The organism is Pseudomonas sp. PvP028, assembly GCF_017832255.1.
Lineage (GTDB): Bacteria > Pseudomonadota > Gammaproteobacteria > Pseudomonadales > Pseudomonadaceae > Aquipseudomonas > Aquipseudomonas syringae.
In genome coordinates, this window is sequence record NZ_JAFIBL010000001.1 from 3542241 (window position 1) to 3566497 (window position 24257).

Genomic DNA, 24257 nt, shown 5'->3' on the forward strand with positions numbered 1-24257 from the left:
ACCATCGTCCCCACACTGGAGTGGGAACGAGGGTGGCTGGCCATGAGTATCTTGCCAATGCTCCGTGTTGGCCTGCACTCAGAAACTCATCTCGATCACGTCATCCGGCACGATCAGCTTGCCTGCGGTTTTGGCCACGATTTCTTCCACGCTGACCCCCGGCGCGCGTTCGCGGAGGATGAACGCGCCGTTTTCGATTTCCAGGTAGGCCAGATCAGTCAGCACCTTGCGGATGCAGCCTGCGCCGGTCAGTGGCAGGCTGCAACGGGTGAGCAGTTTGGATTCGCCGTCCTTCGACGCATGGGTCATGGTGACGATGATGTTGTCAGCCCCCGCCACCAGGTCCATCGCGCCACCCATGCCCTTGATCAGCTTGCCGGGGATCATCCACGAAGCGATGTTGCCCTCGATATCCACCTCGAAAGCGCCGAGCACCGTCAGGTCGACATGGCCGCCGCGGATCATGGCAAAGGATTCGGCCGACGAAAAAATAGAGGCGCCGATGCGCGCGGTGACCGTCTGCTTGCCGGCATTGATCATGTCTGCGTCGATGGTGTCTTCGGTGGGGAAGGCGCCCATGCCCAGCAGGCCGTTTTCCGACTGGAGCATGACGTCGATGTCATCGGGCACGTAGTTGGCCACCAGCGTCGGAATACCGATGCCAAGGTTCACGTAATAACCGTCCTTGAGCTCACGGGCGACACGTTGAGCCATTTGTTCGCGGGAAAGTGCCATCGTCTGAAGCCTCTTTATTGTTGTAGGGCCAAGGCTGCGCTATCAGGATTTTCTGACGGTGCGCTGTTCGATGCGTTTTTCGAAAGTGCCCTGGATGACCCGGTCGACGTAGATGCCTGGGGTGTGGATCTGGGTAGGCAGCAGCACGCCCGGCTCGACGATTTCCTCGACCTCGACCACGGTGATTCGTCCGGCGGTGGCCACCACCGGGTTGAAGTTCTGTGCGGTATGACGATAGATGACGTTGCCGAAGTGGTCGGCTTTCCAGCCCTTGATCAGGGCGAAGTCACCGGTGATGGCCTCTTCCAGAATCACGTTGCGGCCGTTGAACTGACGGGTTTCCTTGCCTTCGGCGACCGGCGTTCCGTAACCGGTTGCGGTATAGAACGCCGGAATGCCTGCGCCACCGGCACGCAGTTTTTCCGCCAGGGTGCCCTGTGGCGTGAGTTCGACTTCCAGCTCGCCGCTGAGCAGCTGCTTTTCGAACAAGGCATTCTCGCCGACGTAGGACGAAATCATTTTGCGGATCTGCCGGTCTTCAAGCAGGATGCCGAGTCCGAAGCCGTCAACGCCGCAGTTGTTGGAGACCACGGTCAGGCCCTTGATACCCATGCGCTTGATCTGCGCGATCAGGTTTTCCGGGATGCCGCACAGGCCGAAGCCGCCGCAGAGTACCGTCATGTCGTCGGTCAGCCCGGCGAGGGCTTCTTCGTAGGTCGCTACTCGTTTATCGAGTCCAGCCATGATGATCCGCCTTTTATAGTTGTTGACCGACAGTCGCGCTGTCGGAGGATCGGGTGACCTGCATCTTCTCTCGGCGTGACTGATTTGTTAATTTTGTTTTTCTGATCAATTCATAAGAAAAGCAAATATATGAACGTCAAGCAGCTTCGCGCTTTTCTGGCCGTCGCGCAGTACCTGAGCTTCGCTCAGGCCGGCGAGCGACTCAACGTGTCGCAACCAGCCTTGAGCCTGACGATCAAGAGCCTCGAAGAGGACCTTGGCGGACAGCTGTTGACGCGCACCACGCGCAACGTCGGTCTGACGCCCGAGGGCGAAACCTTGTTGCCGCTGGCGCGCCAGTTGCTGGCCGACTGGGACAACACCGAAGAACTGCTGCGTCAGCGTTTTACTTTGCAAATGGGCAGGGTGTCGGTCGCCGCCATGCCGTCATTTGCCGGCAATCTGCTGCCAGCGGCCTTGAAGGTGTTTCGTGGGCGCTACCCGCGCGTCAATGTCGCGGTGCATGACGTGATCAATGAGCAAGTGCTGGAAATGGTTCGCCATCGCCGTGTCGAATTGGGTATCGGCTTTGAGCCCGAGTCGAACAGTGCCCTGTCGTTTACCCCGTTCTATATGGACCGCTTCGTCGCCGTGGTGCCCCGGGAGTCGCCGCTGGCCGAGCGGCGTGAGGTCACCTGGGAAGAACTGCTGCGTGAAGACTTCATCGCCCTGCAACGCCCGTCGGCGGTACGTTTGCTGCTGGAACAGGCCATCGAGCCCCGCCACGGCAAGCTGGCGGTCGCGTTCGAGAGCCATCAGTTGTCGACCATCGGGCGCATGGTTGCCAATGGCCTGGGCGTCAGCGCGGTACCGTCACTGTGCATCGGGCAGATGCAGGAACTGGGGGCCTGCTGCGTTGCGCTGGTGGAGCCGCTGATCGAACGGCGTATCGGCCTGATGATGCTTGCCGATCACAAGCTTTCAACTGCGGCTCAGGCGTTGCGCGAGGTGTTGATCGAGAATGCTCGCAACAGTCGATAGCGACTATCACGGCGGATGATTTTTGCTGCGTCAGGGGCAGGCGTAACCTTGCTTCATTCCTGAAATGAAGCCCGACCGGAGGCCCCCGATGAACCGTATGCTCGCCCTTGCGCTTGTCCTGACATTCACTGTTGCGCTGGTTTCCGGCTGCTCCACTCACCACGCTGTCGAGCAGCGAGCGTTCAGCGCCGAAGAAAGCCATCAGTTGGCCCTTGAAGACCTCAACCGTCGCGGCCTGTCATTTGATGAGTACCAGGCGCGCAAGGCGCAATTGATGGCGGATCCGCAGATCCAGCAGGCGCGGGACTTCGATGAAAAAGGCGAAACAAGCGTCGATCTGGGTGTCACGGGTCAGCAGCCCCAAGGTTAACAGTCTGCTTGAAAAGCGCTTTGTGTAAAAACTGTACTGCAGTAATTGGCCGGCAACTGTCCGTGTGTTTCCTGCACCGCCTTCGATAGGGTGAGCACCTGACTCACTGATCCGGACAGGCAGCATGTTTCTCTCTTTCGATTTGCTTCTGGCATTCACACTCTTCGCATTCGTCACCTCCATCACTCCCGGCCCCAACAACATGATGCTGCTGGCCTCGGGCGTGAACTTCGGTTTCAGTCGCACCCTGCCGCACATGCTGGGTATCAGTGTCGGTTTTTTCGTTCTGGTGCTGGCCGTCGGTTTCGGTCTGGGCAGCGTGTTCAAGGCCTGGCCGGTGCTCTACACGATCCTGCGCTATGTGGGCGCTGCCTATCTGCTGTACCTGGCCTGGAAAATCGCCACGTCGGGACCGGCCTCCGATAGCGTCGACAGCCAGGGTAAGCCGCTGAGTTTCATGAGCGCCGCGCTTTTTCAATGGGTCAATCCCAAGGCCTGGATCATGGCGATCGGCGCGATCAGCACTTACACCCCCATGCAGGGCTACTTCTACAATGTGCTGGTGATTTCGGCAGTGTTTGCGCTGATCAACCTGCCCAGCGTGGGCGTCTGGGCAGGCTTTGGCAGTTTGCTGCGCAACGTTCTGCGCGATCCGCTCGGGTTACGTATTTTCAACGGCGTGATGGCAGCGCTGTTGGTGGCCTCGCTGTATCCGCTGTTTATCGAGCATTGATGCTTTTGCTATTCCGGCACTACAGCGCCAGTTGCAAGTGCCCGCCAGCCTGCTGGTGACGCGCCTGCAAGCGACGTTGCAGGCCATGGTGGAAATGTTCCAGCCCTTCATGCAGACGCTCCGTGAGGATTTCGTCCAGCGTACCGCCTGATTCGTTGTCGTCGTAGCTGACCTGGGTATCGATGGCGAAGATGCCGTGCAGCACTTCCTGCGACTTGAGCGCCGACAGCACCGGTTTGAGCGCGTAATCCACGGCCAGCATGTGCGCGATACTGCCGCCGGTGGCCAGCGGCAAGACCACTTTGCCATGCAGCGCGCGCTCGGGCAGCAAGTCGAGCAGGGTTTTCAATGCGCCGGAAAATGACGCCTTGTATACCGGCGTGCCGATCAGCAGGCCATCGGCCTGACTAACCGCTTCGATCAATTCGAGCACCTGCGGGCTGTCGAAACGGGCGAAAAGCAGGTCCTCTGCATTGAAGTCGCGTATGCGCAATGTGGTGACTTCGACGCCGTGACTCTGCAGCCAGCGGCCGGCGTGGGCCAGCACAACGCCGGAACGGGATTTGGGGGAGGGACTGCCTGAAAGTGAAACGACGCGCATGAGGGATGTCCTTGCGATAAACGTAAGCCTGCAAAGCAGCTTATGTGCCAGCCTTCTTGTGTGTCTGGCGATGGCCCGCAGCCGTTGGGTCTGCGTGTCTTTCACGCAGGGGGAGAGAGTTCGCCGCGCTGATGCAAAAGCTGTCAACTGTTGAACCGCTGTTGCTCTGGCAACAGTCTGGTCCCGTGCGACAGGCAAAAAAATCCCCGCACAACCGCGTGCAGGGAGATTGGCGAACGGCCGCCTGGGTCAGTTGCGAAAGGCCGCACCGGTCTGTATCACGCTGGCCGAGCCGAGCAACTGGCTGATGAAGCGGCTCCAGCGGGTGATATCGGCAGGACCGACGAACACCACATCCTGCGCCTTGAGCTCGAACTGCCCCGCCAGCAGGTAGGCGGTGGGCTTCTTGGCATTGAGGTGGTAGACGGTGGAAGGCGCCTGGGCGAAGTTTTCCGCACCGCGTATGACGTACACCGCATCGCCGTCTGCGCTGTCGGGGCTGAGGCCACCGGAGTTTCCCAACGCCTCGAGCAGCGTCAGGCGGGTGGTGCCGAACGAGATCACCTGAGGGTTACGGACCTCGCCCAGCACGTAGATCTTGTTTCGCGAGTTGCTGTTGAGGTGCAGGTAATCGCCGTCCTTCAGGAAGATCCGGCTCAGTTGCGAGTCCCGGCGGTTCAGCGAGTCGATGTCGATCAGGTAGTCCTTGCCCTCCCGGCGCAGGGTCAGCCCGGCCAGGTTGGCATCGGTCAGGTCGACACCGGCGACACTCACCGCCTGCACCAGGCTCAACGGAATATTGGTAATCGGTTGCGGGCCGGGGACCTTGAAAGAACCGGACAGCAGTATTCTCTGGCTGTTGTAGCGCAGCACTTTGACGTCGACCTTGACCTCGGTGTATTGCGGCGCCAGGCCCATGCGTAACTGCTCACGAACCTCGCTGACCGTTCTGCCATTCGCGCGGATTCTGCCTACATAGGGGAAGTAGAGCGTGCCGTCGTTGAGCACTTCCCGGGTGTTGGCATCCAGTTGGTCCTGTGAGCCCGGCGCGGTCAGTTCGGGGTGTTCGAAAACGGTGACCAGCAAGGTATCGCCAGCACCGATCACGTATTCCGGAGTCCTGTAGTCCAGTAGCACCTGCGGCAGGGCCTTGGCCTCTGCAGTGGCGCGCAGTTGCTGTTGCTGCAGGGTCTTCGGCGTGACCTCGATCAGCTGTGCACGGGGTTCGTCCGGTTTGTCGAGAGTGACGTCATCCGGCGTCATATGTTGCCCCGGCGCGAATGCACAGCCTTGCAGCGCCAGGCTGACCAGCAGTAACGCAGTAACGCTTCGATTCATGACGTTTTTCCTTTCATGGGATTGCTCCGTTCTTGTTGCGTACCGAGGGTGTTCGGTGTGTGCTCAGGTCAGCGCTGGCATCAGAAGGCGTTTTTGTTGACGAACCCCTTGAGCAGCGTCAGCAGAATGATTTTCAGGTCCAGCCAGATCGACCAGTGCTCGATGTATTCCAGGTCGAATTCGACGCGCATGCGCATCTTGTCCAGCGTGTCGGTTTCGCCGCGCCAGCCGTTGATCTGCGCCCAGCCGGTGATGCCGGGCTTGACCTTGTGGCGCAACATGTAGCCGCTGACCTGCCTGCGGTATTGCTCGTTGTGGGCAATGGCGTGTGGGCGTGGGCCGACGATGGACATGTCGCCGTGCAGCACGTTGAAGAACTGTGGCAGCTCATCCAGCGACGTCCGGCGCAAAAAGCGGCCCAGCGGTGTTACCCGCGCGTCGTTGCGCGTCGCCTGAAGCACCACATCGGTGTTTTCCTGGACGCTCATGCTGCGAAATTTCCAGACCATGATCGAGCGGCCGTCCAGCCCGTAGCGGCGCTGGCGGAACAGCACCGGGCCGGCCGAGGTAAGCTTGATGGCTGCCGCAATGGTCAGCAGGGGCACGGCGATCAGCAACAGAATCAGGCTCGACAGCACGATGTCTTCGGCACGTTTGGCCAAGCTCCAGGCACCGTCCATGGGCGAATCGAAAATGCTGATGCTGGCCAGGCCGTTGATGCTTTCACTGCGCGCGTGCAGCAGGTCGAACATGAACACATCCGGAATCAGATAGACCGAGGCGGTGGTGTCGCTCAGGCCGGTAATCAACTCGCGCAGTTGCGGTTCTGCGCTGAAGGCGAGGGTGATGTACACCTTGTCGATCCGGCCAGCGCGGGCATCTTCGATCAACTGCTGCAGGTCACCCAGTACGGGCGGGCGGCGCTTGTGCGCCTGCAGATTCATCTGCTGCGGATGCGCGTCGTAAAAGCCGAGCAGGATCAGGCCCATCCAGGGCGCCAGGGCGATGGACCGGGCCAGCCGCTCGCCGACCTGCCCGGTGCCGACGATGGCCACCCGGCGCGTATTGAAGCCGCGCCGACGCAGGGTGTGCAGGGCTAGGCGAATCAGCAGCCGGTAGCCGCACAGCACGGCGAGGGCCAGCGCGAACCAGCTCATCTGGCCGTTATCGGGCAATTGCGTCTGGTTGAGCAGCAGGCTGTTCAGCGACAGCAGGGTGATGAAGGTCATCGCCCAGTAACTGAAGACCTTGGTCAGCTCGCGCAGGATGCGCTCGCCGCGCCATGAGCCATACAACTGGTGGTACTCGCTGACCCAGTGAAAGACCAGCACCGCGAGGAAAATGTGCGACCAGGCTTCTGTGCTGTCGGTGACTGTCAGCCCGGTTTGCCAGTAACCGATCAGCACAATGACGGTCAGGTCCAGCAAGCGATGGGCGAGCGAAAGCGCTGACTGGTGGGCACGCAGAATGCCGCGGACTGAAGTACGCATGGGGAGGGCTCGCTCAGACGATTTTCAGAGCGACGACACGGTTCGGCAGTTCGCTGCCCAGGCCGGGCGCTGCCTGGGCGACCCATTGCGACTGAGGTAGGCGCGCCAGATGAACCCTGCTTGAGAGGGCCAGACGGTCCTCGACGAAGGCTTTGATCTCCTGCTCGAAGCGCGCGACCGAAAACCGCTCGGCATTGGCCCGGCAAGCCTCGGGAGAGATGCGTGATTGCGCCGCTTCGAATTCGCCGATGGCGGCAATCAGTGATGCGACTGTTTGCTGTCGGTAGAGCACGCCGGTCGGCTGCGGGTGATCCAGACCGCGCACGGTTTCCATGACGCCGCCCTTGGCGAAAGCGATGACCGGCGTGCCGCAGGCCTGGGCCTCGACCGGGCTGATGCCGAAATCTTCCTCGGCGGCGAAGACAAACGCCTTGGCACTGCGCATGTGCTCGAGCAGCACGTTACCTGGCTGAAAACCCAGCAGCGTCACGTTGCTCACCTGGCTGGCAATGGCCTGTGCCTTGGCCAGGTCCGGTCCGTCGCCGATCATGATCAGGCGTTTGTCAGGCATCGCGGCGAAGGCCTCGACAATCATCGGCATGCGTTTGTAAGGCACCATTCGCGAGGCGCAGAGGTAGAAGTCCCCACGTGTGCCCTGTGCGGTGAAGCCGAGCGTGTCCACCGGCGGGTAGATGACGGTGGAGTCGCGTCGATAGGCCTTGCTGATGCGCGCACCGATAAACCCGGAATTGGCAATGAAGGCATCCACGCCGGTCGACGTGCGCTGGTCCCACAAGCGAATGTAATGCAGGACCAGGCGTGCCAGGCCACCCTTGATTCCCTTGCTCAGCCCTGACTCCTGAAGGTACTGATGCTGCAAGTCCCAGGCATAGCGGATCGGCGAGTGCACATAGCTGATGTGCAATTGGTCCGGGCCGCACAGCACGCCCTTGGCCACTGCGTGGCTGCTGCTGATGATCAGGTCATAGCCGGACAGATCCAGTTGCTCGATGGCCAGCGGCATCAGTGGCAGGTAGCGCGAATAGTGTTTGCGGGCACCGGGCAGCTTCTGGATGAACGTCGTTCTGGCGACCTTGCCATGCAGGTGCGCGCGGTCCTGATCGCTGAGGAAGTCGATGACCGCAAACAGGTCCGCAGCGGGCCAGACGTTGATCAATGACGCGAGCACGCGCTCGGCACCGGCGTAGCTCACCAGCCAGTCGTGGACGATAGCGATTCTCATGGGCGTTCCTTGCTGTAATGGCCCGCACTAATGCGGACGCGACGGCGCGCATCCTGGCGTTGCTGTTGTGGATTCAGGGTTTGCCGGTGGACGATTCGGTGGCGATGTTCAGTCTGCTTTGCTGCGCGGGGTCGGACGCCAGCAACGTATCGATGTGCTGGGAAAGACGCTGTGCGGAAAGCTCCCAGGAAAAACGCTGCACGTTTTGCAGGCCCTGGACACGCAGCGCGTTGCGCAAGGGCGCATCCAGCAGAATGCGCTGCATGGCTGCGGCCATGTGGCTGACGTCCAGCGGGTCGAAATACAGCGCACTGGCCTGCAGAACTTCCGGAATAGACGCAGCATTGGCCGCCAGCACCGGACAGCCGCAGGCCTGGGCTTCGAGCGGCGGGATGCCGAAGCCCTCGTAAAGCGAAGGGAAGACGAACGCAGTCGCGCCCTGGTACTGCGCGATCAGCTCGGCATCACTGAGGCGCCCCAGAAAACGGATGCGCGGGTCACGGCAGGCGAGGTGCTGCAGGTTCGGGTCGGCGAACAACGCGCTGGCTGCGCCGACAATATGCAACTGCAGATCCGTATGGCCGCGCAGGCTGAGAAAGGCCTGAATCATCCGTCTGAAATTCTTGTGCACGGCCGGCGAGGATACCGCCAGCAGGTATTTCGGATGATTCACCGCGGTCGAACCCGGTATGAAATCGTCGCTGACAGCAGCCGGTACGACGAGCACCTTGTCTTCTGCGTAGCCATAGAACGAGGATATTTCTTTGCGCGAGAAGTGGCTGCCGGTGATCAGGGTTCTGGCGCGCGACAGCAGGATCGGGGTGATGGTCCGATAGGCCAGCCGGAACAGCCGGGTGTAACTTTGCGGGTAGCGCACATAGTTGATGTCGTGGTGAGTCGCAATCTGGTTGCCATACAGCATGGGCCCGGTGTTACTGATCGAGATCAGCAGCGGACTGCCCCGACGTTTCAGATACAGCGGCAGGTCGATCTGCTCCCACGCATGCCCGGTGGAGCGCCCGATGCAGTGCGCCTCCAATGCGCTGGCGCAGTCATGCAGTCTGATGTTATGCGGGGCAACGAATACCAGATCGTCGCGCAGTCGCTTCAGCGCTCGGCACATCTGCTCTGCGTAGCGCTGTACACCACTGATGTCCTGGGTAAGAAACCGTGCATTGATGAAAATCATCTTGAGCATCCTGCTGATGAAGGTGAACTGGCGGGTGCCACACCGTGTCCGTGATGTCGTCGAACGGGGCGACTGCGCCCGTTCGCCGTGCTACTTGCCAGGTGCTACGTGCTGCGATCCTGCAAGGTCTGGGCGAAGATGCTTTCGTACTGGTCCAGCATCAAGTCCAGGTTCATCAATGACGCGACGCTGCTGCGTGCCTGGCTGCCGAGGCGTGCCAGCAGTTCGGGCTGCTGATGCAGCCTGAGCATCGCCAGCCCCAGTGAGTCAGGGTCATCGGGGCTGCACAGCAAGCCATTGAGCGGTTCCTGAATGATTTCCGTGAGCCCGCCCATGCGGCTGGCGATCACCGGCAGCGAGTGCGCGCACGCCTCGACCGCGACCATGCCGAATGGCTCATTCCACAGGGAAGGCACAACCGCCACGTCGATCTGGCGATAGAAATGCTCAGGCCTCTGAAAACCGACGAAGCTGATGTCAGGGGAAGTGACCATGGCCCTGAAGCGCTTTTCATCGGATGGCTGTCCGCGCCCGGCGATCTGCAAGGTGGCTTTGAACGGCAGGCGCTGGAACTGCTCGATCATCCACTCCAGCCCCTTGTTGGTCGACAGGGTGCCCAGGTAACCGAAACGCAACGGTGCGTTATCGACAAGTGCTTTGGGCTGCTCGCGAAGCGCTGGTGTAAACGGGCTGGCGTTATGCACCACATAGCCTCTGGCATGCTTGAAATAATCCTGCGCCCGCAGCGTGTCGAGCATGAAGCGGCTGACGCCGACCACCGCGCTGACCTGTTCCGACTGTTGTGCATGATGGCTGCGCAACCGTGTACACGTCGTGCACTGGCGCTGACAGCCTTTGCCTTTTCTGAACATCGTGCTTGCCGGGCACAGCAGGTAGAAATCATGCAGCACCTGCACGATCGGGCAATTGGCCTGGGTGATCTGGTCCCATGCCGAGACCGACCAGCCCGTCAGGTTATGGCACACCACCAGTTCTGGCTGCTCCAGCTCCATCACGCGCTCCACGTACTCACGCATGCCTGCGTTGTAGCGGTCGCGCCAGTGCCAGGCAAAGCGCGCCAGACGGCCCGGACGCTGGGCGATGAAGTGCCAATAGTGGTTAAGCAGGCCGGCCCGATAGACCTTGACCCGGTTGACCTCCGCCAGTTGCAAGCCGGGCCGGTCAGTGGTGGCCAATACCGCGACGCCGTGCCCGCGCTGCTGCAAGCCCTCGACCGTACGCTGCAGAATGATTTCTGCGCCGCCGCCGATATCGGGCGCGTAGAGGCTGTTGATGAAAAGGATTTTCATAGTGGATAGGCCCTGTTCAGGCCCAGCCTGCCGGCTTCGCCTTCGCGAATGGCGTCGTTGAGCAGGTCCAGACGCTGGGCCGCGTCATGGCGCCAGGCATACAGGCTCAGCAGGCAGAGAAACACCCGGCGATTGAGCCGATAGCTGAGCGTGGAAGCCGCCCAGACATGTTTGTCGAACCAGGCCTGATTGCGCGCTGCGTAGTAGGCGCGCAGATCCGAGCCGCCCAGCAGGTAGCTTTCATAGACATTGCGGGTCCGTGCCTTGATGTTCCAGGAGTCTTCCAGATCATCCAGCCGCGCATCGGGCACCAGAAACAGCTTTCCGCCACCGTCGGTGATGCGCCAGGTGTATTCGCTGTCATCGCTGTACAGCTTGAGAGCATCCAGTGGCAGGCCGATCTTTTGGTAAAGGCTGCGATGGGCAAGCAGCCCGCCGTAAGTGGCAAAAGGCAGTTGCACGCGTTCCGGCATCAGCCGGGTCGCATCGGGCTTTCCCCACGGCAGGCGTCGCCAGATCTTGTAAGGCAACTGGGCGATGTGAAAGCCGAAGAAGCTTGAGCGCCGCTGGATCGCATATTGCAGCGGCACACCTGCGGCGATGTCGGCTTGATGCGTGGGGCGAAAGCCGAGCACCGCGCAGTTGTCCTGGCCGTCGAGGAGTTGCCGTTCACGCAAGGATCGATGCAATGCCTCGATGGCATGTTCGGTCGGTGCGTTATCGTCGTCCATCAGCCAGATGCAGTCGTCTCCGGTTTGCAGCGCGGCGTTGATGCCCACCGAGTAGCCATTGGCCGAGCCGGTGTTGTGCGGCAGCCAGATCACCTGAACCCGATCGGGCCACTTATCGCACAGCACTTGCAGCGGCGCGGTGGAAGCATTGCTGACTACGATCACACGGCCGATCAGCGGGCTTTCCAGCGAGCGGCTGATCAGGGTGTGCAAATAGCTGAAACGGTCACCATAGGTGAGCGTCACCAGGGTGGTCTGGCGCGGCATGGTGCGATTCCGAGGCTGGTGGAACAGGCGTGCGACGCATGCTTTCAGTACACGTCGTGCGGCAGGTTGCGGCGGGTTCGAGCGCTAGGCGCTCGCCTCGATTCGCGACAGGCTGCTGATCGGCAGCACCACTTTTTGCTGGCGTTGCAGCATATTGAGCAGGATCACCGCGCGCTGCGCGCCGTCTTCGCTCAAAAAGATGGCCTCGACGTCACCCCAGCTGGCATGGGTGATCAGCACCGCGTCCCCCTGGGTAAACTGTGTTTTCGGCGCGGGTGTGGCGAGTCGTTGGCGGATCTGCTCGATCAGATGATCCCGAACCGGCACCGGATGACCACCGAAGGTCACGATGCGCGAGACGCCGCGGGTGGAGCGAATCGGGTACCAGTTGTCCTGCACCTGATCCATGTGAATGAACAGATAGCCGGGGAACAAGGGCTCGCCGGCCTGAGCCTTAGCGCCGGTTTTTTTTGCATCGGCCTGTAACGGTCGATAGCACTCGAACTGCTGACGCCGCAAATGTTCTTCGGCGCGGGCTTCCTGCCGTGGTTTGGTCTGGATCAAGTACCAGCGGACATCCTGGTCGGAGCGGGACATGGTTAATTCCTTTTAAATGAAACAGCTCGGTCAGCGGCACGCGGCGCCCTGGTTATCGTGGCGCGGGGTGGTAGTTGTAGCCGTAGGCGGCGCAGTCGTAGTCGGAGGTCGTAGCCTTGCGCACCACCGCGTTGAAAATGGCGCCCTTGATCAGAATTCCGTTCTGACCCAAACGTCGTTTGCTGGCTTCGATTTCCTGGACGGTGGTCATGCCGAAGCGCGCCACCAGCAGGCAAGTGCCCGCCTGACGGCCGACCAGCGTCGCGTCGGTTACGGCCAGGATGGGCGGGGTGTCGATCAGAATCAGGTCATACAGCGGCGACAGTTCGGTAAGCATCTTGTGGAAGTTGTCATGCATCAGCAGCTCTGAGGGGTTAGGCGCGGCGAAACCACAGGAGATGAAATCCAGATGCCGGACACGGGTGGTGTTGATGACCTCGGTACAGCGCAGACGCGCCGCCAGGGTGTCTGACAGCCCGTGTTTGGGTTGCAGACCGAAGAGGCGATGCAGGTAGCCTTTGCGCATGTCGGCGTCGATCAGCAGGACCCGTTTGCCGGTCTGGGCAATGATGGTCGCCAGATTGCTCGACACAAAAGACTTGCCTGCTCCGGGTGTCGGGCTGGATATCATCAGTACGTTGTTGCGCGCTTCAAGCATGGCGAAGTGCAGGCTTGTGCGCAGACTGCGCAATGACTCGATCGCCAGCTCGGCGGGCGCGGCGATGCTCAGCAGCTTCGACTCCTGGCCTGCATGGTCGCGCTTGTCCAGATGCTCCTGTTGACGCGAGTAGGGCAGCGACGCGTAGACTGGCATGCCCAGATTTTCAATGATCTCGGCGCTTTCTACGCCGCGATAGAACGCCTGACGCACGAAAACCATGGTCATCGCCACCAGTGCGCCGAGCAGCGTGGCAATCAGCACGATCAGTGTTTTCATCGGTTTGACGGGTCTTTCGACATTGGTGTCGGCGTTGTCGATGACCCGTACATTGCCGATGTTGCCGGCGCGCAGAATGTCCTGCTCCTGGCTTTTGTTGAGCATCAGTGTGTAGGTCTGGCTGATGACCTGCATATCGCGGGTCAGACGCAACAACTCTTGCTGGGTCATGGGCAGCGCGTCGATTTTTTTCAGCAGGCCCTGGCGCTGTTGTTCCAGCTGGTTCATCTGGCTCATCAGGCTGCGATAGGTCGGGTGCTCACGGGTATACAGCCGCTCCAGTTCGACGCGTTTGAGTTTCAGTTCGGACAGCATCGAGTCAAGACTGACCACCTGGTCAAGCACCCCCTTGGTTTCGATACTCAGGTCCACCGATCGGGCGCTGGTCTGGAAGGTATTCAGTGCGGTCTCCGATTCCTCAAGCTGCTTGCGTACGGCGGGTAACTGCGAGCGCAAGAACTGCAGGCGCTGGGCGGCCTCGGCTGAACTGCGCTCGACGTTCTGACGTACATACAGATGGCTGACCTCATCGAGAATCCGGTTGGCCCGTTGTGCGTCCTGGTCCTCGATCGACAGGTAGATGATGCCCGAGTCCCTGCCGGCCTCGGCGATCTTCAGGCGGTTCTGATAGATCAGCGCGGTGCTGAGCGTGCGCTGTCTGGAGACAGTGAAATCGGTGCCGGGCCGGGCCTGCAACGTAGCGACCTGAATCTTGATTCCGTGGCCTTCGACCACGCGATTGATCGCACCGCCGAGCAGCAGATTGTGTTCGCTGTCGTAGAGCGAGAACTGGCCGGGTTTGCCTGCGGTCAGGGTGAGCCTTTCACCCAGCAGGTGCTCTGGCACTTCCAGTTGGAACACCTCTATTTTTTCGCCGCCCCACGCATATTGGGTCAGGCCGAATAAAGGCTGCGCCAGTTCACCGTCGCGTGCGGGCTTGAAGGTGCGATACAGATACGGACCGATCACAGGAAACAAATCAGGTGTCTGGAGCCTATTGAGCTGCAGATCGTCGACGACCTTGCCCAGCAGTGCGCGGGACTTGATCAGCTCGATCTCGGTGGTCGCCTGCGACACCGAGAGTGGCTTGGCACTGACTTCCGGCGTGCCCTCGATGCCGATTTTCCGAGGCTCTATCTGAATCATGGCGGTGGCCTGATACACCGGTGTGGCCAGAATGGCATAGCCCAGGCCGATCAGGAAAAACACGCCGACGGTCCACAGGATCAGGGTCTTGTGATCGAACAGCATCCGCAGGACTGTTGCCAGATCGATCCGGGAGTCCGCTTGGAAATTCAGGGAAGGATGGTTCATGACGGTCATTTATCCTGTTGCTCCTGACTGAAAATGAGGGAGCCAGTCGTCGATGCAGCGCGAGAGCTGCGCGTAGGTCTGTTCGAAGGCTGACGCGGGCCGCCGGTAAGGGTCGGTGATGTCGAGCGGGTCCTGCCATTTGCCGATCAGAAAGGCTTTGCCGCGCACCTCGGGGGCCAGTTCGAGGACGTCGGAGAAATGCGCCTGCTCCATCAGCAGGATCAGGTCGGCCTGGCGCAGCAGCTCGCGACTCATCTGGCGAGCGGCATGCCGCCGGGGCTGTACCCGGTGCGACTGCAGCACCGCATGTGCCGTCGGGTCGATCGACGAACCCGACAACGCGGCGATGCCTGCCGACTGGATACGCACCTGCGTGGCCTGCAGGCGTTCATGCAGCATCGCCACGGCCATCGGACTGCGGCAGACGTTGCCGACGCACAACACCAGCACACTACTGAACATGAGCTTTGCCAGTGGCGGGCGGCAGGCGCCTGCGCAGATTGCCGATCATGTTGACCGCCACTTTCCACAGCGTCTGCAGTTTGTGGCGGGGGGCGAGTGCGGCCAGCGACAGGCACACCGTCTGCATCAGGAAATACTGGTACAGCGGCTGATTGCCCAAGCGGTTGTAATAGTTGGCCAGGCTTGAGCAGGTCTGCAGGTTCATGTGCAACTTGCGTTTGTCACTGCGCATCGAGAACACCCCGCCAGGGTGCACGCGATAGGCGGCCGGCTTGATCCCGGCCATGAACTTGCCCTTGCCGTAGGCCCCCAGCAACGACCACCAGCACATATCGTTCAATGGTGCGCTGCACAGGCTCAGTTCGGGTGGCATCTGGCTGAACACATTGCGAAAGCAGACGGTCAGGGTCGACAGGCGTCTTGCCTGTTGCAACTCCAGCGCCGAGGCATCGGCGCGCAGGTGGCCTTGCAATTGCACTCCGTACTGGCCGTGATCATCGAAGACGAACGCGTCGTGATAAGTGATGACGTAATCCGGATGAGCTTCGAGAAAGTCCACTTGTTGCTGCAGTTTTTGCGGATCGGTCCAGTAGTCGTCGGCTTCGCAGTAGGCGATGTAACGACCGCGCGCTTCGCCAAACAGGCCCGGGACGCAAGCTCTGCCCTGGCTGTACTGATTGATCTGCTGATAGAAGGGCCGAATGATCGTCGGATGCCGCTCGGCGTAGTGCGCAATGATGCGCGCGGTAGCGTCTGTGGAGGCGTCGTCGTTGATCAGGATTTCGTACCTGAAATCGGTCTGCTGTGACAAAAGCCCGTCCAGCGTCTGGGCGATGAAGCCTTCCTGATTGTAGGCGGGGCATACGATGCTCAGCAGCGGCGGCGCCAGGCAGGTTTCCTCGGTATTTCTTACAGTGTCGTCCATGGCTCAAGTACTCGGTTTACTGAACAGAACATAGAGTTTCGATGCCAGCGGCCGGTGACTCGTCGCCACCAGCGTCAGGGTGACAAGCCCGCTGAGCGCGAGTGCCAGAAGCACGCTGCTGCGGCTTTCACCGGCAATCAGATTGAATACGGGAGCGCTGACCACCAGGCCAGCAGCGGTCATGACGCTGATACGCAGGATGTCGCTCAGCCACTGGCGATGAAGGCCGGGGGCCAGGTGTCGATGCACGATGGCTGGCCATATCGCGAAGGACGTCGCGCGCAGAAAAAACCACGCCAACGCCGCGCCGTACACGCCTTGGTAATGAATCGCCAGCACCATCACCGGCACGCTGACCAGCGTCGATATCAGGCTGTACCACAGGTGCAAATGCATTCGGCCATAGGCGTATTGCAAATAGAACTGAAAGGCACTGGCGGCCATGATGGCGCTGCCCAGTGCGTACCAGCCCAGTACCGGGCGACTCCAGTTTGCGGCGACCGGATCGCCGGTCCAGGCGAGAATCAACGGTTCTGCATACAGGGCAATGACCGCCGCCAGAGGAAACACAAAGGTGCAGGCGAAGCGATTGGCGGCGAGGAACAAGGCGTGCATCTCGTCGCGCCGCCCCTCGGCCATCAACACTGTCAGGCGCGGCAGCAGCGTCTGGACCAGCGGATTGGTCAGCATCACGATGCCGGTGGCGATCAACGCCACCAGTGAGAAGTAGCCGTACTGGCCCAGCGGCAGCAGATTCGACAGAAGAGCCTTGTCCACCTGAGTCAGCACGATCCACAGCACAGCGCTCAGCGACAGGCTGGCGGCGAAGGGCAGGATCGGCTTGATCAATGGCCAGTCCAGACCGGTCAGCCAATGCGGCGCAGGCATCTGCCCGCGGGCCTTGCCGGCAAACCACAGGGTTTCGAGCAGCCCCACCGCAAGTTGAAATTCAAAGAAGTCTCGTGGGTCCCGGGAAAACTGACTGACCAGCACCAGGCCACCGAAGTAGCGCAATGTCGCGATCAACACATTGGCGACGTTGAGCCAGCCATGCTGTTCAAGGCCCTGAATCGCGCTTTTGTACAGCGTCGAATACAGGCGCAGGGCAATGATGATGCCCATCAAAGTGATGCAATGGGTCAGCGTGTCGGGTTGTAGCGTGTTTGCGTTCAGCCAGTGCGCGGCGATCCACGGGCTGGCGATACAGACCAGCAGGGCGCAGAACATGGCCATCGGCAGAAAAACCAGTTCGAACGAGCGCAGCAGACGGCCCAGGTATTGTTTGCTTGCAGGGGTGTCTCGCTGATGCGCCACCGCCCGCACCAGGCTGGGCGACAGGCCGGCATCCAGCAATTGCAGCCAGGCCTGCAGCAGGGTGAAGAAGCCGATCAGGCCATACGCTTCGGCACCCAGATGGCCCAGATAAAACGGCATGATCAGAATCCCGACCAGCAGCACGTAAGCCTGCCCGCCATAATTCAGGAGGGTGTTGCGAATGAGGGAATGTTTGCCTGGCATGGTCGTCAGCAGACCCGCGCAACGGTGCAAGCCCGGTAGTCAGTTTCAGTCCCGTTGCAGGCTTCGATCAGGGTGCGGATCACCAGGTCCTGCTCGCTTCTCAGCAGACCTGGATAGATCGGTAGGCACAGCACTCGCTCGCTCAACGCTCTGCAGACCGGCTGGCCGGGCTGAGGCTGCAGGTATTCAAGGGTATCCAGCGAGGGGTAGAAGTAGCGGCGAGGGTTGATCTTGTGCTGGTTGAGTGCCGTGCGCACGCTCAACAATTGTTGCTCGTCGCGCAGGGCCACAGGGTAATAACTGTGATTCAACTGGCTGTCGGCCTGGGGTGTCTGCAGATCCAGGTAGTCCTGCAGCGACGAGGTGTAGTGATCGGCTATCTCTGCGCGCTCTTCGAGAATGTTGCTGATGTTGTCGAGAATGCACAGACCCATCGCAGCAGAGAATTCGTTGAGCTTGGCGTTGATGCCGTCGATCCGGTCGACGCCGGAAATGCCGAAGTTGCACATCAGATGGGCCTGTCTGGCCAGCTCGTCATCGTTGGTGATGATCGCGCCACCTTCAATGGTGTGAAACAGCTTGGTGGCATGGAAGCTCAAGGTGCTGATGTCGCCGTGATTGAGCACCGACTGGCCTGCGTGACGCACGGCGAATGCATGTGCGCCGTCATAGACGACCTTGAGCTTATGCTCGCGGGCTACTTGCTCGATGGCTTGCACGTCACACGGATTGCCGAACACGTGGGTTGCGACGATCGCAGTGGTGTCTTCGGCAATACTGTTTTCGATGTGTTTCGGCGAGATGTTCCAGGTGTGCGCATCAATGTCGGCAAAGATCGGCCGGATGCCTTCCCATTGCAGCGAACTGCTGGTCGCGACAAAACTGAATGGCGTGGTCACTGCGCTGCCGCTCAGCCCCAGCGCCCGATAGGCCACTTGCAGGGCAAGGGTGCCGTTATTGGTCAGAATAATGTGCCTGACGCCCAGGTAGTCCTTGAGTCGATCCGTCAGCTCCCTGGCCAGCGGACCGTGATTGGTCAGCCAGCCACGTGCGTAGATGCCTTCGACATAGCGTTTGAACTGGTCGATATCACCCAGATATGTCTTGGTCACGTTAATCATCGAAGCCTCCATGTTTCTTTGAATCAGCGCGTTGCCAAGCGGGTGACCGGGCATCTTTCGCAGACGTGCGTTGACTGCCGGGCACGCTACCGCCGAATCGTGTCGATCCAGTCAGGGCGCTGCTTACACAGAACCAACGCGTAAGCGTCGAGTGGGTCGCATTGCAACAGGCAAAGCTACCGCCACACCGAACGCATTCAGCAGTTTAAAAAGGAAGTGAGAGTCAACAGACATCCGCCAGCGCCGGGTAAGCGCCGTGGAAATAACTGACAGGGTGAGACGGGACAGCAGTCAACTTCGGCGGATGATTCCGACGCCATGCTCTGCGGCATGTGCGTAAAACCGGAATGTGCCTGACGGTCCTATATATCGGTGGCGGCAGGGTATCTGTCAAATTATTTCGTCAGGTTTCTGTTAGATTTTTGATAAATGGTAGAGCGGAGAATCTAACGTACTGATTTATAAGTGTGTCAAAAAAATATCATCCGTCGATGTCTTTTTAACGACACAGCTCACGACCTCTGTCCGGCGTCGAGAGATCAACAGATTTTACGACAGCAGCTTTTTAAATATTCAATTTTGATCTATATAAATACTAATTGATAATTTTTGGTTCTATTTGATTTCGTGCATGATCTTCCTCATGGTCTGTAAACGAGGAACGTGTATGAACGAGCCAGTGCTGTATTTCGATTACGCTGCCACCACGCCTGTGGACGAGCGCGTCATCAGAGTGATGGTCGATTGCCTGGGGGCATCAGGCAATTTCGGTAATCCCGCCTCCAGCTCCCATTCGTTCGGCCAGAAAGCCCGCCTTGCAGTGGAGTTTGCCCGTGGGCAGGTTGCGCACCTGGTGGGTGCGCAAGCCTCGCAGATCATCTGGACTTCCGGCGCGACCGAATCCAGCAATCTGGCAATAAAGGGGGTAGCTCAGGAACGTGCCAAGCGCCAGGCAGCGGTCTTCGGAGGCAGACCCGGTCATATCATCACCAGCCTGATCGAGCACAAGGCTACCCTCGACACCGCCCGTCAACTTGAGGAAGAGGGCGTCGATGTCACTTGGCTGGCGCCGGACAGCGAGGGCCTTATCAGTGCCGATGCGGTCAGTGCAGCCTTGCGTGGCGATACATTTCTGGTCTCGCTGATGCTGGTCAATAACGAACTGGGTACCGTCAACGACATCGCCGAAATCGGCAGGCGTGTACGTGGGCACGGGGCGCTGTTGCATGTCGACGCTGCACAAGGCGCTGGCAAGCTGCCGATTGACCTCAGCCAGCTCGCGGTGGATTTGATGTCGCTCTCGGCACACAAGATCTATGGGCCCAAGGGCGTTGGCGCCTTGTACGTCGGTCCGCGCGCGCAGCAGCGTGTGCTCGCTCAGATTCATGGGGGAGGCCACGAATGTGGCTTGCGCTCCGGGACACTGGCGACGCATCAGATCGCAGGAATGGGCGCTGCCTTTGCCCTGGCGGCAGAGGTGCTCGAAGAAGAAGTGGTTGAAGTACAGCGGCTGAGTGATCTTCTTTGTGAGCGCCTGGCCAAGATCCCCGGGGTGTGTATCAACGGCAGTCCCACGCAGCGGATTGCCCACACACTCAGTTTTACCTTCACCCATAACGATCTGGACGTCGCCGCGCTGGGTGAGAGTCTGGCCTTTTCGTCCACCTCAGCCTGCAACTCGGCGAAAAACCTGCCGTCGCATGTCCTGCTCGCACTTGGGCTGAGCCCGCAGGCCGCCAGCCAGACCATACGTCTGAGCCTGGGGCGCTTCACCCGCGAGCAGGACATAGAGCGTGCGGTCGACTCGATTCGCGCCTCTCTTGTTCAGCCTGCGTTCTGGGCGGTTGCTCAGGCTCGATGAGTGCTCCATTATCTGAACCAGTGAAAGCAGTCAATTTCCGGGTCAGCAGGAGAGTCAATGAGCACGCAATCCAATGCCAGTTCAGACGTGGCAGAACGTTTGGCGCAAACCCGCGCCTTGATGAGCAGGGAGCGCATCGATGCCTATCTGGTGCCGTCAGCGGATCCGCACCTCTCCGAATACCTGCCCGGCTATTGGCAGGGGCGCCAGTGGTTGTCGGGTTTTCACGGCTCGGTCGGTACGCTGATCATCACCCAGGATTTTGCCGGCATTTGGGCTGATAGCCGCTATTGGGAGCAGGCCACCAAGGAGCTGGCCGGCAGCGGCATCGAGTTGGTGAAACTGATGCCTGGCCAGCAAGGTCCGCTCGAATGGCTGGCAGATGAAGCCAAGGCCGAAAGCGTGGTTGCCGTTGATGGGGCGGTTCTGGCCGTAGCTTCTTCACGGACTTTGGCAAGCAAGCTCTACGAACGTGGCGCGCGGCTGCGAACCGACATCGACCTGCTTACCGAGCTATGGCAGGACCGCCCGGCGTTGCCGTCCCACCCGATTTACGAGCATTTGCCTCCCCAAGCGTCACTGGACCGTAGCGAAAAACTCGCGCGGGTTCGTCAGATCATCGTCGAGCGAAAAGCTGACTGGCATTTCATTGCAACGCTGGACGACATCGCCTGGCTGTTCAATCTGCGTGGCGCAGACGTTTCCTACAATCCGGTGTTCATCGCGTTTGCCTTGATCGGTCCGCAAAGCGTCACGCTGTTCGTGGACTCGAAGAAAGTACCGGACTCGGTGCGTGCGCGCCTGGAGCGCGAGGCCATCAACCTCATGGAGTACACGCAGATTGGCGCCGCCTTGCGTGAACTGCCGAAGGATGCGCGACTGCTGGTCGATCCGGCGCGGGTTACCTGCGGACTGCTCGATTACCTGGACAGTGAGGTCACGCTGGTTGAAGGGCTTAACCCGAGCACGTTGCTGAAATCGCGAAAAACCGAGACCGATACGGCTCATATCCGTCAGGCAATGGAGCAGGACGGCGCGGCGCTCTGCGAATTTTTCGCCTGGCTGGACAGTGCACTGGGGCGAGAGCCTGTCAGCGAACTGACCATCGATGAAAAACTCACGCAGGCACGTGAGCGACGTCCGGGTTATGTCTCGCCCAGCTTTGCGACTATTGCGGGTTTCAATGCTAATGGCGCAATGCCGCATTATCGCGCCACCGAGGCGGAGCATGCGCGGATAGAAGGTGATGGTTTGCTGCTGATCGATTCGGGCGGTCAGTACCTTGGTGGCACCACTGACATCACGCGAATGGTGGCGATCGGAACACCGAGTGCCGAACAGAAGCAGGACTGTACGCGCGTCCTCAAGGGTGTGATCGCACTGTCACGTGCTCACTTCCCCAAGGGCATTCAGTCGCCGCTGCTGGACGCCATTGCCCGAGCGCCGATCTGGAGTGAGGGTGTCAATTACGGCCACGGCACCGGGCACGGTGTGGGGTATTTCCTGAATGTGCACGAGGGGCCGCAAGTCATTGCCTATCAGGCACCTGCAACGCCGCAGACGGCCATGCTGCCAGGGATGATCACGTCCATCGAGCCCGGTACGTACCGGCCTGGACGCTGGGGGGTGCGTATCGAAAACCTGGTGATCAACCAGGAAGCAGGCAAAACCGAGTTCGGCGAGTTCCTGCGCTTTGAAACCCTGACGCTGTGCCCGATCGACACCCGTTGCCTTGAGGTGTCGATGTTGAACGCAGAAGAACGCGCCTGGCTGAACGACTACCATGTGCAGGTTCTGACGCGCTTGAGCCCGTTTCTGCAGGGCACTGCGCTGTTGTGGCTGCAGGCCCGCACGATCCCTGTCTGATCAAGCCTTCACGTTGCCGCGGGCTCAGTCCTGCGGTGACGGATCGGCCAGTGGTGCTGCTTTCCTGCACACAATGATCATGCTGCGGCTGGTGTAACCCGCCGGGTTCAGGCCGAACGGATAGTCTTCGGGCTCCTCGGTGGCATCGCCGGACTTTGCGATCACTTTGAATGTTCTGGAAGCGCAGGAGTTGGTAGCCAGTTCGTAGCATTTTGCCCAAGACGAAGTGAGGCCTGAGCAGTTGATGTGGATGCCTCGCTTGCTTTGCGTGACGGGTTTGGATGTGGCTGCACAACCTGCCACAGCCAATATGGCCAATACGACAAAAATGTATTTCATTCCTTTCCTTAGCGGGCCATTGCTGATCGCGATCCATCCGATTGACTGGACCATGAGTCGTTTGAACTGTAACGCATAGCCACCGAATATAAATCGGTCAGGTACAAACATGGCGCATGCGCGTAACAAATGCTAGTGCCATATGGCTTCTTGCTGCGTGGTAAGTTCAGTCGGCCGGTACCAGTTGAGGTTTGCTGTTTGCAGAACCAAGGGTTGCGCCGATGGAGGCGAAGATGATTGCGCCGATCGCCAGCCATTGCGTCAGTGAAAGGCTTTCATGGAGAAAAACCAGGCCGGAAAGCGCTGCGAAGACGGGTTCCAGGCTTGCGAGCGTGCCAAATGTACGCGCCGACATCCGCGTCAGGGCAATCATCTCCAGGCTATAGGGCAGGGCAGTCGACAGGATAGCGACACCCAACGCTGCGGGTATCAGTGAAATATCCAGTAACGCAGAGCCTGCGTGGATCACGCCAATCGGTCCTATAAAGAGCGCGGCAATAACGACGCCGAGGGCAGCCGTCTGCACACCGTTGTCGGCGCCAGCCTTGTGACCGAACACGATGTATGCGGCCCAGCACACCCCGGCGCCCAAGGCATAGCCTGCACCGAGCAGATCGATCGCGGCAGCTGAGGTCCCCAAAGGGATCAACAGCAGCAGGCCGATGACTGCCAGAGTTACCCAGAGGAAATCAATGGGCTTGCGGGAGGACAGCAACGCCACAGCCAGCGGGCCGGTGAACTCCAGGGCTACTGCAATTCCCAAGGGCACTGTCTGCAACGACATATAGAAGAGAAGGTTCATGCAGCCCAGCGCAATGCCGTAGATCACGACAGTGCGTAACGACTTTGCAGTCAGATTCGCCCGCCACGGGCGCAGGACGGCAACCAGGATAAGGCTTGCGAATACTAGCCTGAGTGTCGTGGTGCCTTGCGCGCCCACGACAGGGAAAAGACTCTTTGCCAGCGATGCGCCGCTTTGAATCGAGATCATGGCGATCATCAGCAGTCCCAGAGGGAACAGGGCAGAGGCTAGGTTGCGGGATTTCTCAGACATTTCAGATGTACATCCTGGGCGTGATCCTGGTACAGGTAATGGCGCATGATGCGGAATAATCAATGAATGGGCAATATATTGCGCAAGGCGCGTGTGCTCTTCTATATAAGTAATCACGAAACGGTCAATTTCGGCGATTTTGAAATTAACGGTCGACGCCCTCTGTCAGGTGTCTATAATTCGCCCCACTTCCGGCGCAGACGGAAACGAAAAAGCCTTGTAGATCAATAGTTTGCAAGATTTTGGAGTGAAGAGTCAGCGAGGAAGGAGGTCGGGTCTGGGTTGATCGACGGCGGTGAGAAAAAAGAGTTTGACACGCGGTTGTAACGCTGTAGAATTCGCCTCCCGCTGATGAGCAACTCAAGAGTTGATCGCAGCGCAAGTGGTTGAAGTTGCAAAGGAAACTTTGAAAACTTATTAAAATAACCGCTTGACAGATACAGAGGACGCTGTAGAATGCGCGCCTCGGTTGAGACGAAAAGTCTTAACCAA

Annotated in this window: 22 protein-coding genes; 5 read left to right on the forward strand and 17 right to left on the reverse strand. The window is 59.7% G+C overall.

Annotated features, from left to right (window positions below):
- Positions 1-78: 78 nt before the first annotated feature.
- Both JOE34_RS15745 and JOE34_RS15750 read right to left on the reverse strand, forming a co-directional pair.
- Complete coding sequence (locus JOE34_RS15745) at positions 79-735, reverse strand: CoA transferase subunit B (RefSeq protein WP_003315741.1); 657 nt, start codon at positions 733-735, stop codon at positions 79-81.
- A gap of 42 nt (positions 736-777) precedes the next feature.
- Positions 778-1479: a CoA transferase subunit A gene (locus tag JOE34_RS15750; RefSeq protein WP_003391701.1), complete on the reverse strand. Its 702-nt coding sequence runs from the start codon at positions 1477-1479 to the stop codon at positions 778-780.
- A 129-nt stretch (positions 1480-1608) separates the two neighbouring features.
- Between JOE34_RS15750 and JOE34_RS15755 the strand changes: the two genes are divergently transcribed.
- The 3 genes from JOE34_RS15755 to JOE34_RS15765 all read left to right on the forward strand — a co-directional run bounded on the left by JOE34_RS15755 (position 1609) and on the right by JOE34_RS15765 (position 3602).
- Positions 1609-2499, forward strand: a complete 891-nt coding sequence (locus JOE34_RS15755; protein ID WP_003391703.1) for a LysR family transcriptional regulator — start codon at positions 1609-1611, stop codon at positions 2497-2499.
- An 88-nt stretch (positions 2500-2587) separates the two neighbouring features.
- Complete coding sequence (locus tag JOE34_RS15760) at positions 2588-2869, forward strand: lipoprotein (RefSeq protein WP_003348622.1); 282 nt, start codon at positions 2588-2590, stop codon at positions 2867-2869.
- Between the two features lie 124 nt (positions 2870-2993).
- On the forward strand, positions 2994-3602 hold the full coding sequence (locus JOE34_RS15765) for a LysE family translocator (RefSeq protein WP_024665661.1): 609 nt from the start codon (positions 2994-2996) through the stop codon (positions 3600-3602).
- A gap of 19 nt (positions 3603-3621) precedes the next feature.
- Here the strand turns inward: JOE34_RS15765 and ssuE are convergent, their stop codons facing one another.
- The 13 genes from ssuE to JOE34_RS15830 form a co-directional block, all read right to left on the reverse strand.
- On the reverse strand, positions 3622-4203 hold the full coding sequence (gene ssuE / locus JOE34_RS15770; RefSeq protein ID WP_010425005.1) for an NADPH-dependent FMN reductase: 582 nt from the start codon (positions 4201-4203) through the stop codon (positions 3622-3624).
- A gap of 249 nt (positions 4204-4452) precedes the next feature.
- Entirely contained in the window at positions 4453-5541 is a 1089-nt protein-coding gene (locus JOE34_RS15775; RefSeq protein WP_024665660.1) for a polysaccharide biosynthesis/export family protein, read from the reverse strand.
- Between the two features lie 80 nt (positions 5542-5621).
- A complete protein-coding gene (locus JOE34_RS15780) occupies positions 5622-7031 on the reverse strand; it encodes an undecaprenyl-phosphate glucose phosphotransferase (protein WP_003348546.1) in 1410 nt (469 codons plus the stop codon).
- Between the two features lie 13 nt (positions 7032-7044).
- Positions 7045-8274: a glycosyltransferase family 4 protein gene (locus tag JOE34_RS15785; protein ID WP_209996045.1), complete on the reverse strand. Its 1230-nt coding sequence runs from the start codon at positions 8272-8274 to the stop codon at positions 7045-7047.
- Positions 8275-8347: 73 nt separating this feature from the next.
- The gene (locus tag JOE34_RS15790; RefSeq protein WP_024665658.1) at positions 8348-9463 is read right to left on the reverse strand and encodes a glycosyltransferase family 1 protein; all 1116 of its coding nucleotides are present in this window, start codon (positions 9461-9463) and stop codon (positions 8348-8350) included.
- Between the two features lie 104 nt (positions 9464-9567).
- Complete coding sequence (locus JOE34_RS15795; protein ID WP_209996048.1) at positions 9568-10773, reverse strand: glycosyltransferase family 4 protein; 1206 nt, start codon at positions 10771-10773, stop codon at positions 9568-9570.
- Complete coding sequence (locus JOE34_RS15800; RefSeq protein WP_122255228.1) at positions 10770-11771, reverse strand: glycosyltransferase; 1002 nt, start codon at positions 11769-11771, stop codon at positions 10770-10772. Before JOE34_RS15800 ends, JOE34_RS15795 begins: the two co-directional genes overlap by 4 nt.
- 84 nt (positions 11772-11855) lie before the next feature.
- Positions 11856-12368 carry a transcription/translation regulatory transformer protein RfaH gene (gene rfaH, locus JOE34_RS15805; protein ID WP_010424988.1) on the reverse strand — a complete coding sequence of 171 codons (513 nt, stop codon included), beginning with the start codon at positions 12366-12368 and terminating at the stop codon, positions 11856-11858.
- A gap of 52 nt (positions 12369-12420) precedes the next feature.
- Positions 12421-14628, reverse strand: coding sequence for a polysaccharide biosynthesis tyrosine autokinase (locus tag JOE34_RS15810; protein ID WP_017277995.1), 2208 nt, complete (start codon positions 14626-14628; stop codon positions 12421-12423).
- A complete protein-coding gene (locus JOE34_RS15815; RefSeq protein ID WP_003420458.1) occupies positions 14629-15081 on the reverse strand; it encodes a low molecular weight protein-tyrosine-phosphatase in 453 nt (150 codons plus the stop codon).
- Entirely contained in the window at positions 15071-16006 is a 936-nt protein-coding gene (locus tag JOE34_RS15820; RefSeq protein ID WP_003348528.1) for a glycosyltransferase family A protein, read from the reverse strand. Before JOE34_RS15820 ends, JOE34_RS15815 begins: the two co-directional genes overlap by 11 nt.
- 3 nt (positions 16007-16009) lie before the next feature.
- Positions 16010-17524, reverse strand: coding sequence for an oligosaccharide flippase family protein (locus tag JOE34_RS15825; protein ID WP_016568463.1), 1515 nt, complete (start codon positions 17522-17524; stop codon positions 16010-16012).
- Positions 17525-17529: 5 nt separating this feature from the next.
- Positions 17530-18645 (reverse strand): DegT/DnrJ/EryC1/StrS family aminotransferase, encoded by a 1116-nt coding sequence (locus JOE34_RS15830; RefSeq protein WP_209996050.1) that lies wholly within the window; start codon positions 18643-18645, stop codon positions 17530-17532.
- Between the two features lie 667 nt (positions 18646-19312).
- Here JOE34_RS15830 and JOE34_RS15835 point away from each other — a divergent pair.
- On the forward strand, positions 19313-20506 hold the full coding sequence (locus JOE34_RS15835; protein WP_010424980.1) for an aminotransferase class V-fold PLP-dependent enzyme: 1194 nt from the start codon (positions 19313-19315) through the stop codon (positions 20504-20506).
- Between the two features lie 57 nt (positions 20507-20563).
- Complete coding sequence (locus JOE34_RS15840; protein WP_003315721.1) at positions 20564-22372, forward strand: aminopeptidase P family protein; 1809 nt, start codon at positions 20564-20566, stop codon at positions 22370-22372.
- A 24-nt stretch (positions 22373-22396) separates the two neighbouring features.
- Here JOE34_RS15840 and JOE34_RS15845 read toward each other — a convergent pair whose 3' ends face one another.
- A complete protein-coding gene (locus tag JOE34_RS15845; RefSeq protein ID WP_003315720.1) occupies positions 22397-22711 on the reverse strand; it encodes a hypothetical protein in 315 nt (104 codons plus the stop codon).
- A gap of 166 nt (positions 22712-22877) precedes the next feature.
- On the reverse strand, positions 22878-23765 hold the full coding sequence (gene rhtA, locus JOE34_RS15850; RefSeq protein WP_209996864.1) for a threonine/homoserine exporter RhtA: 888 nt from the start codon (positions 23763-23765) through the stop codon (positions 22878-22880).
- Positions 23766-24257: the final 492 nt, after the last annotated feature.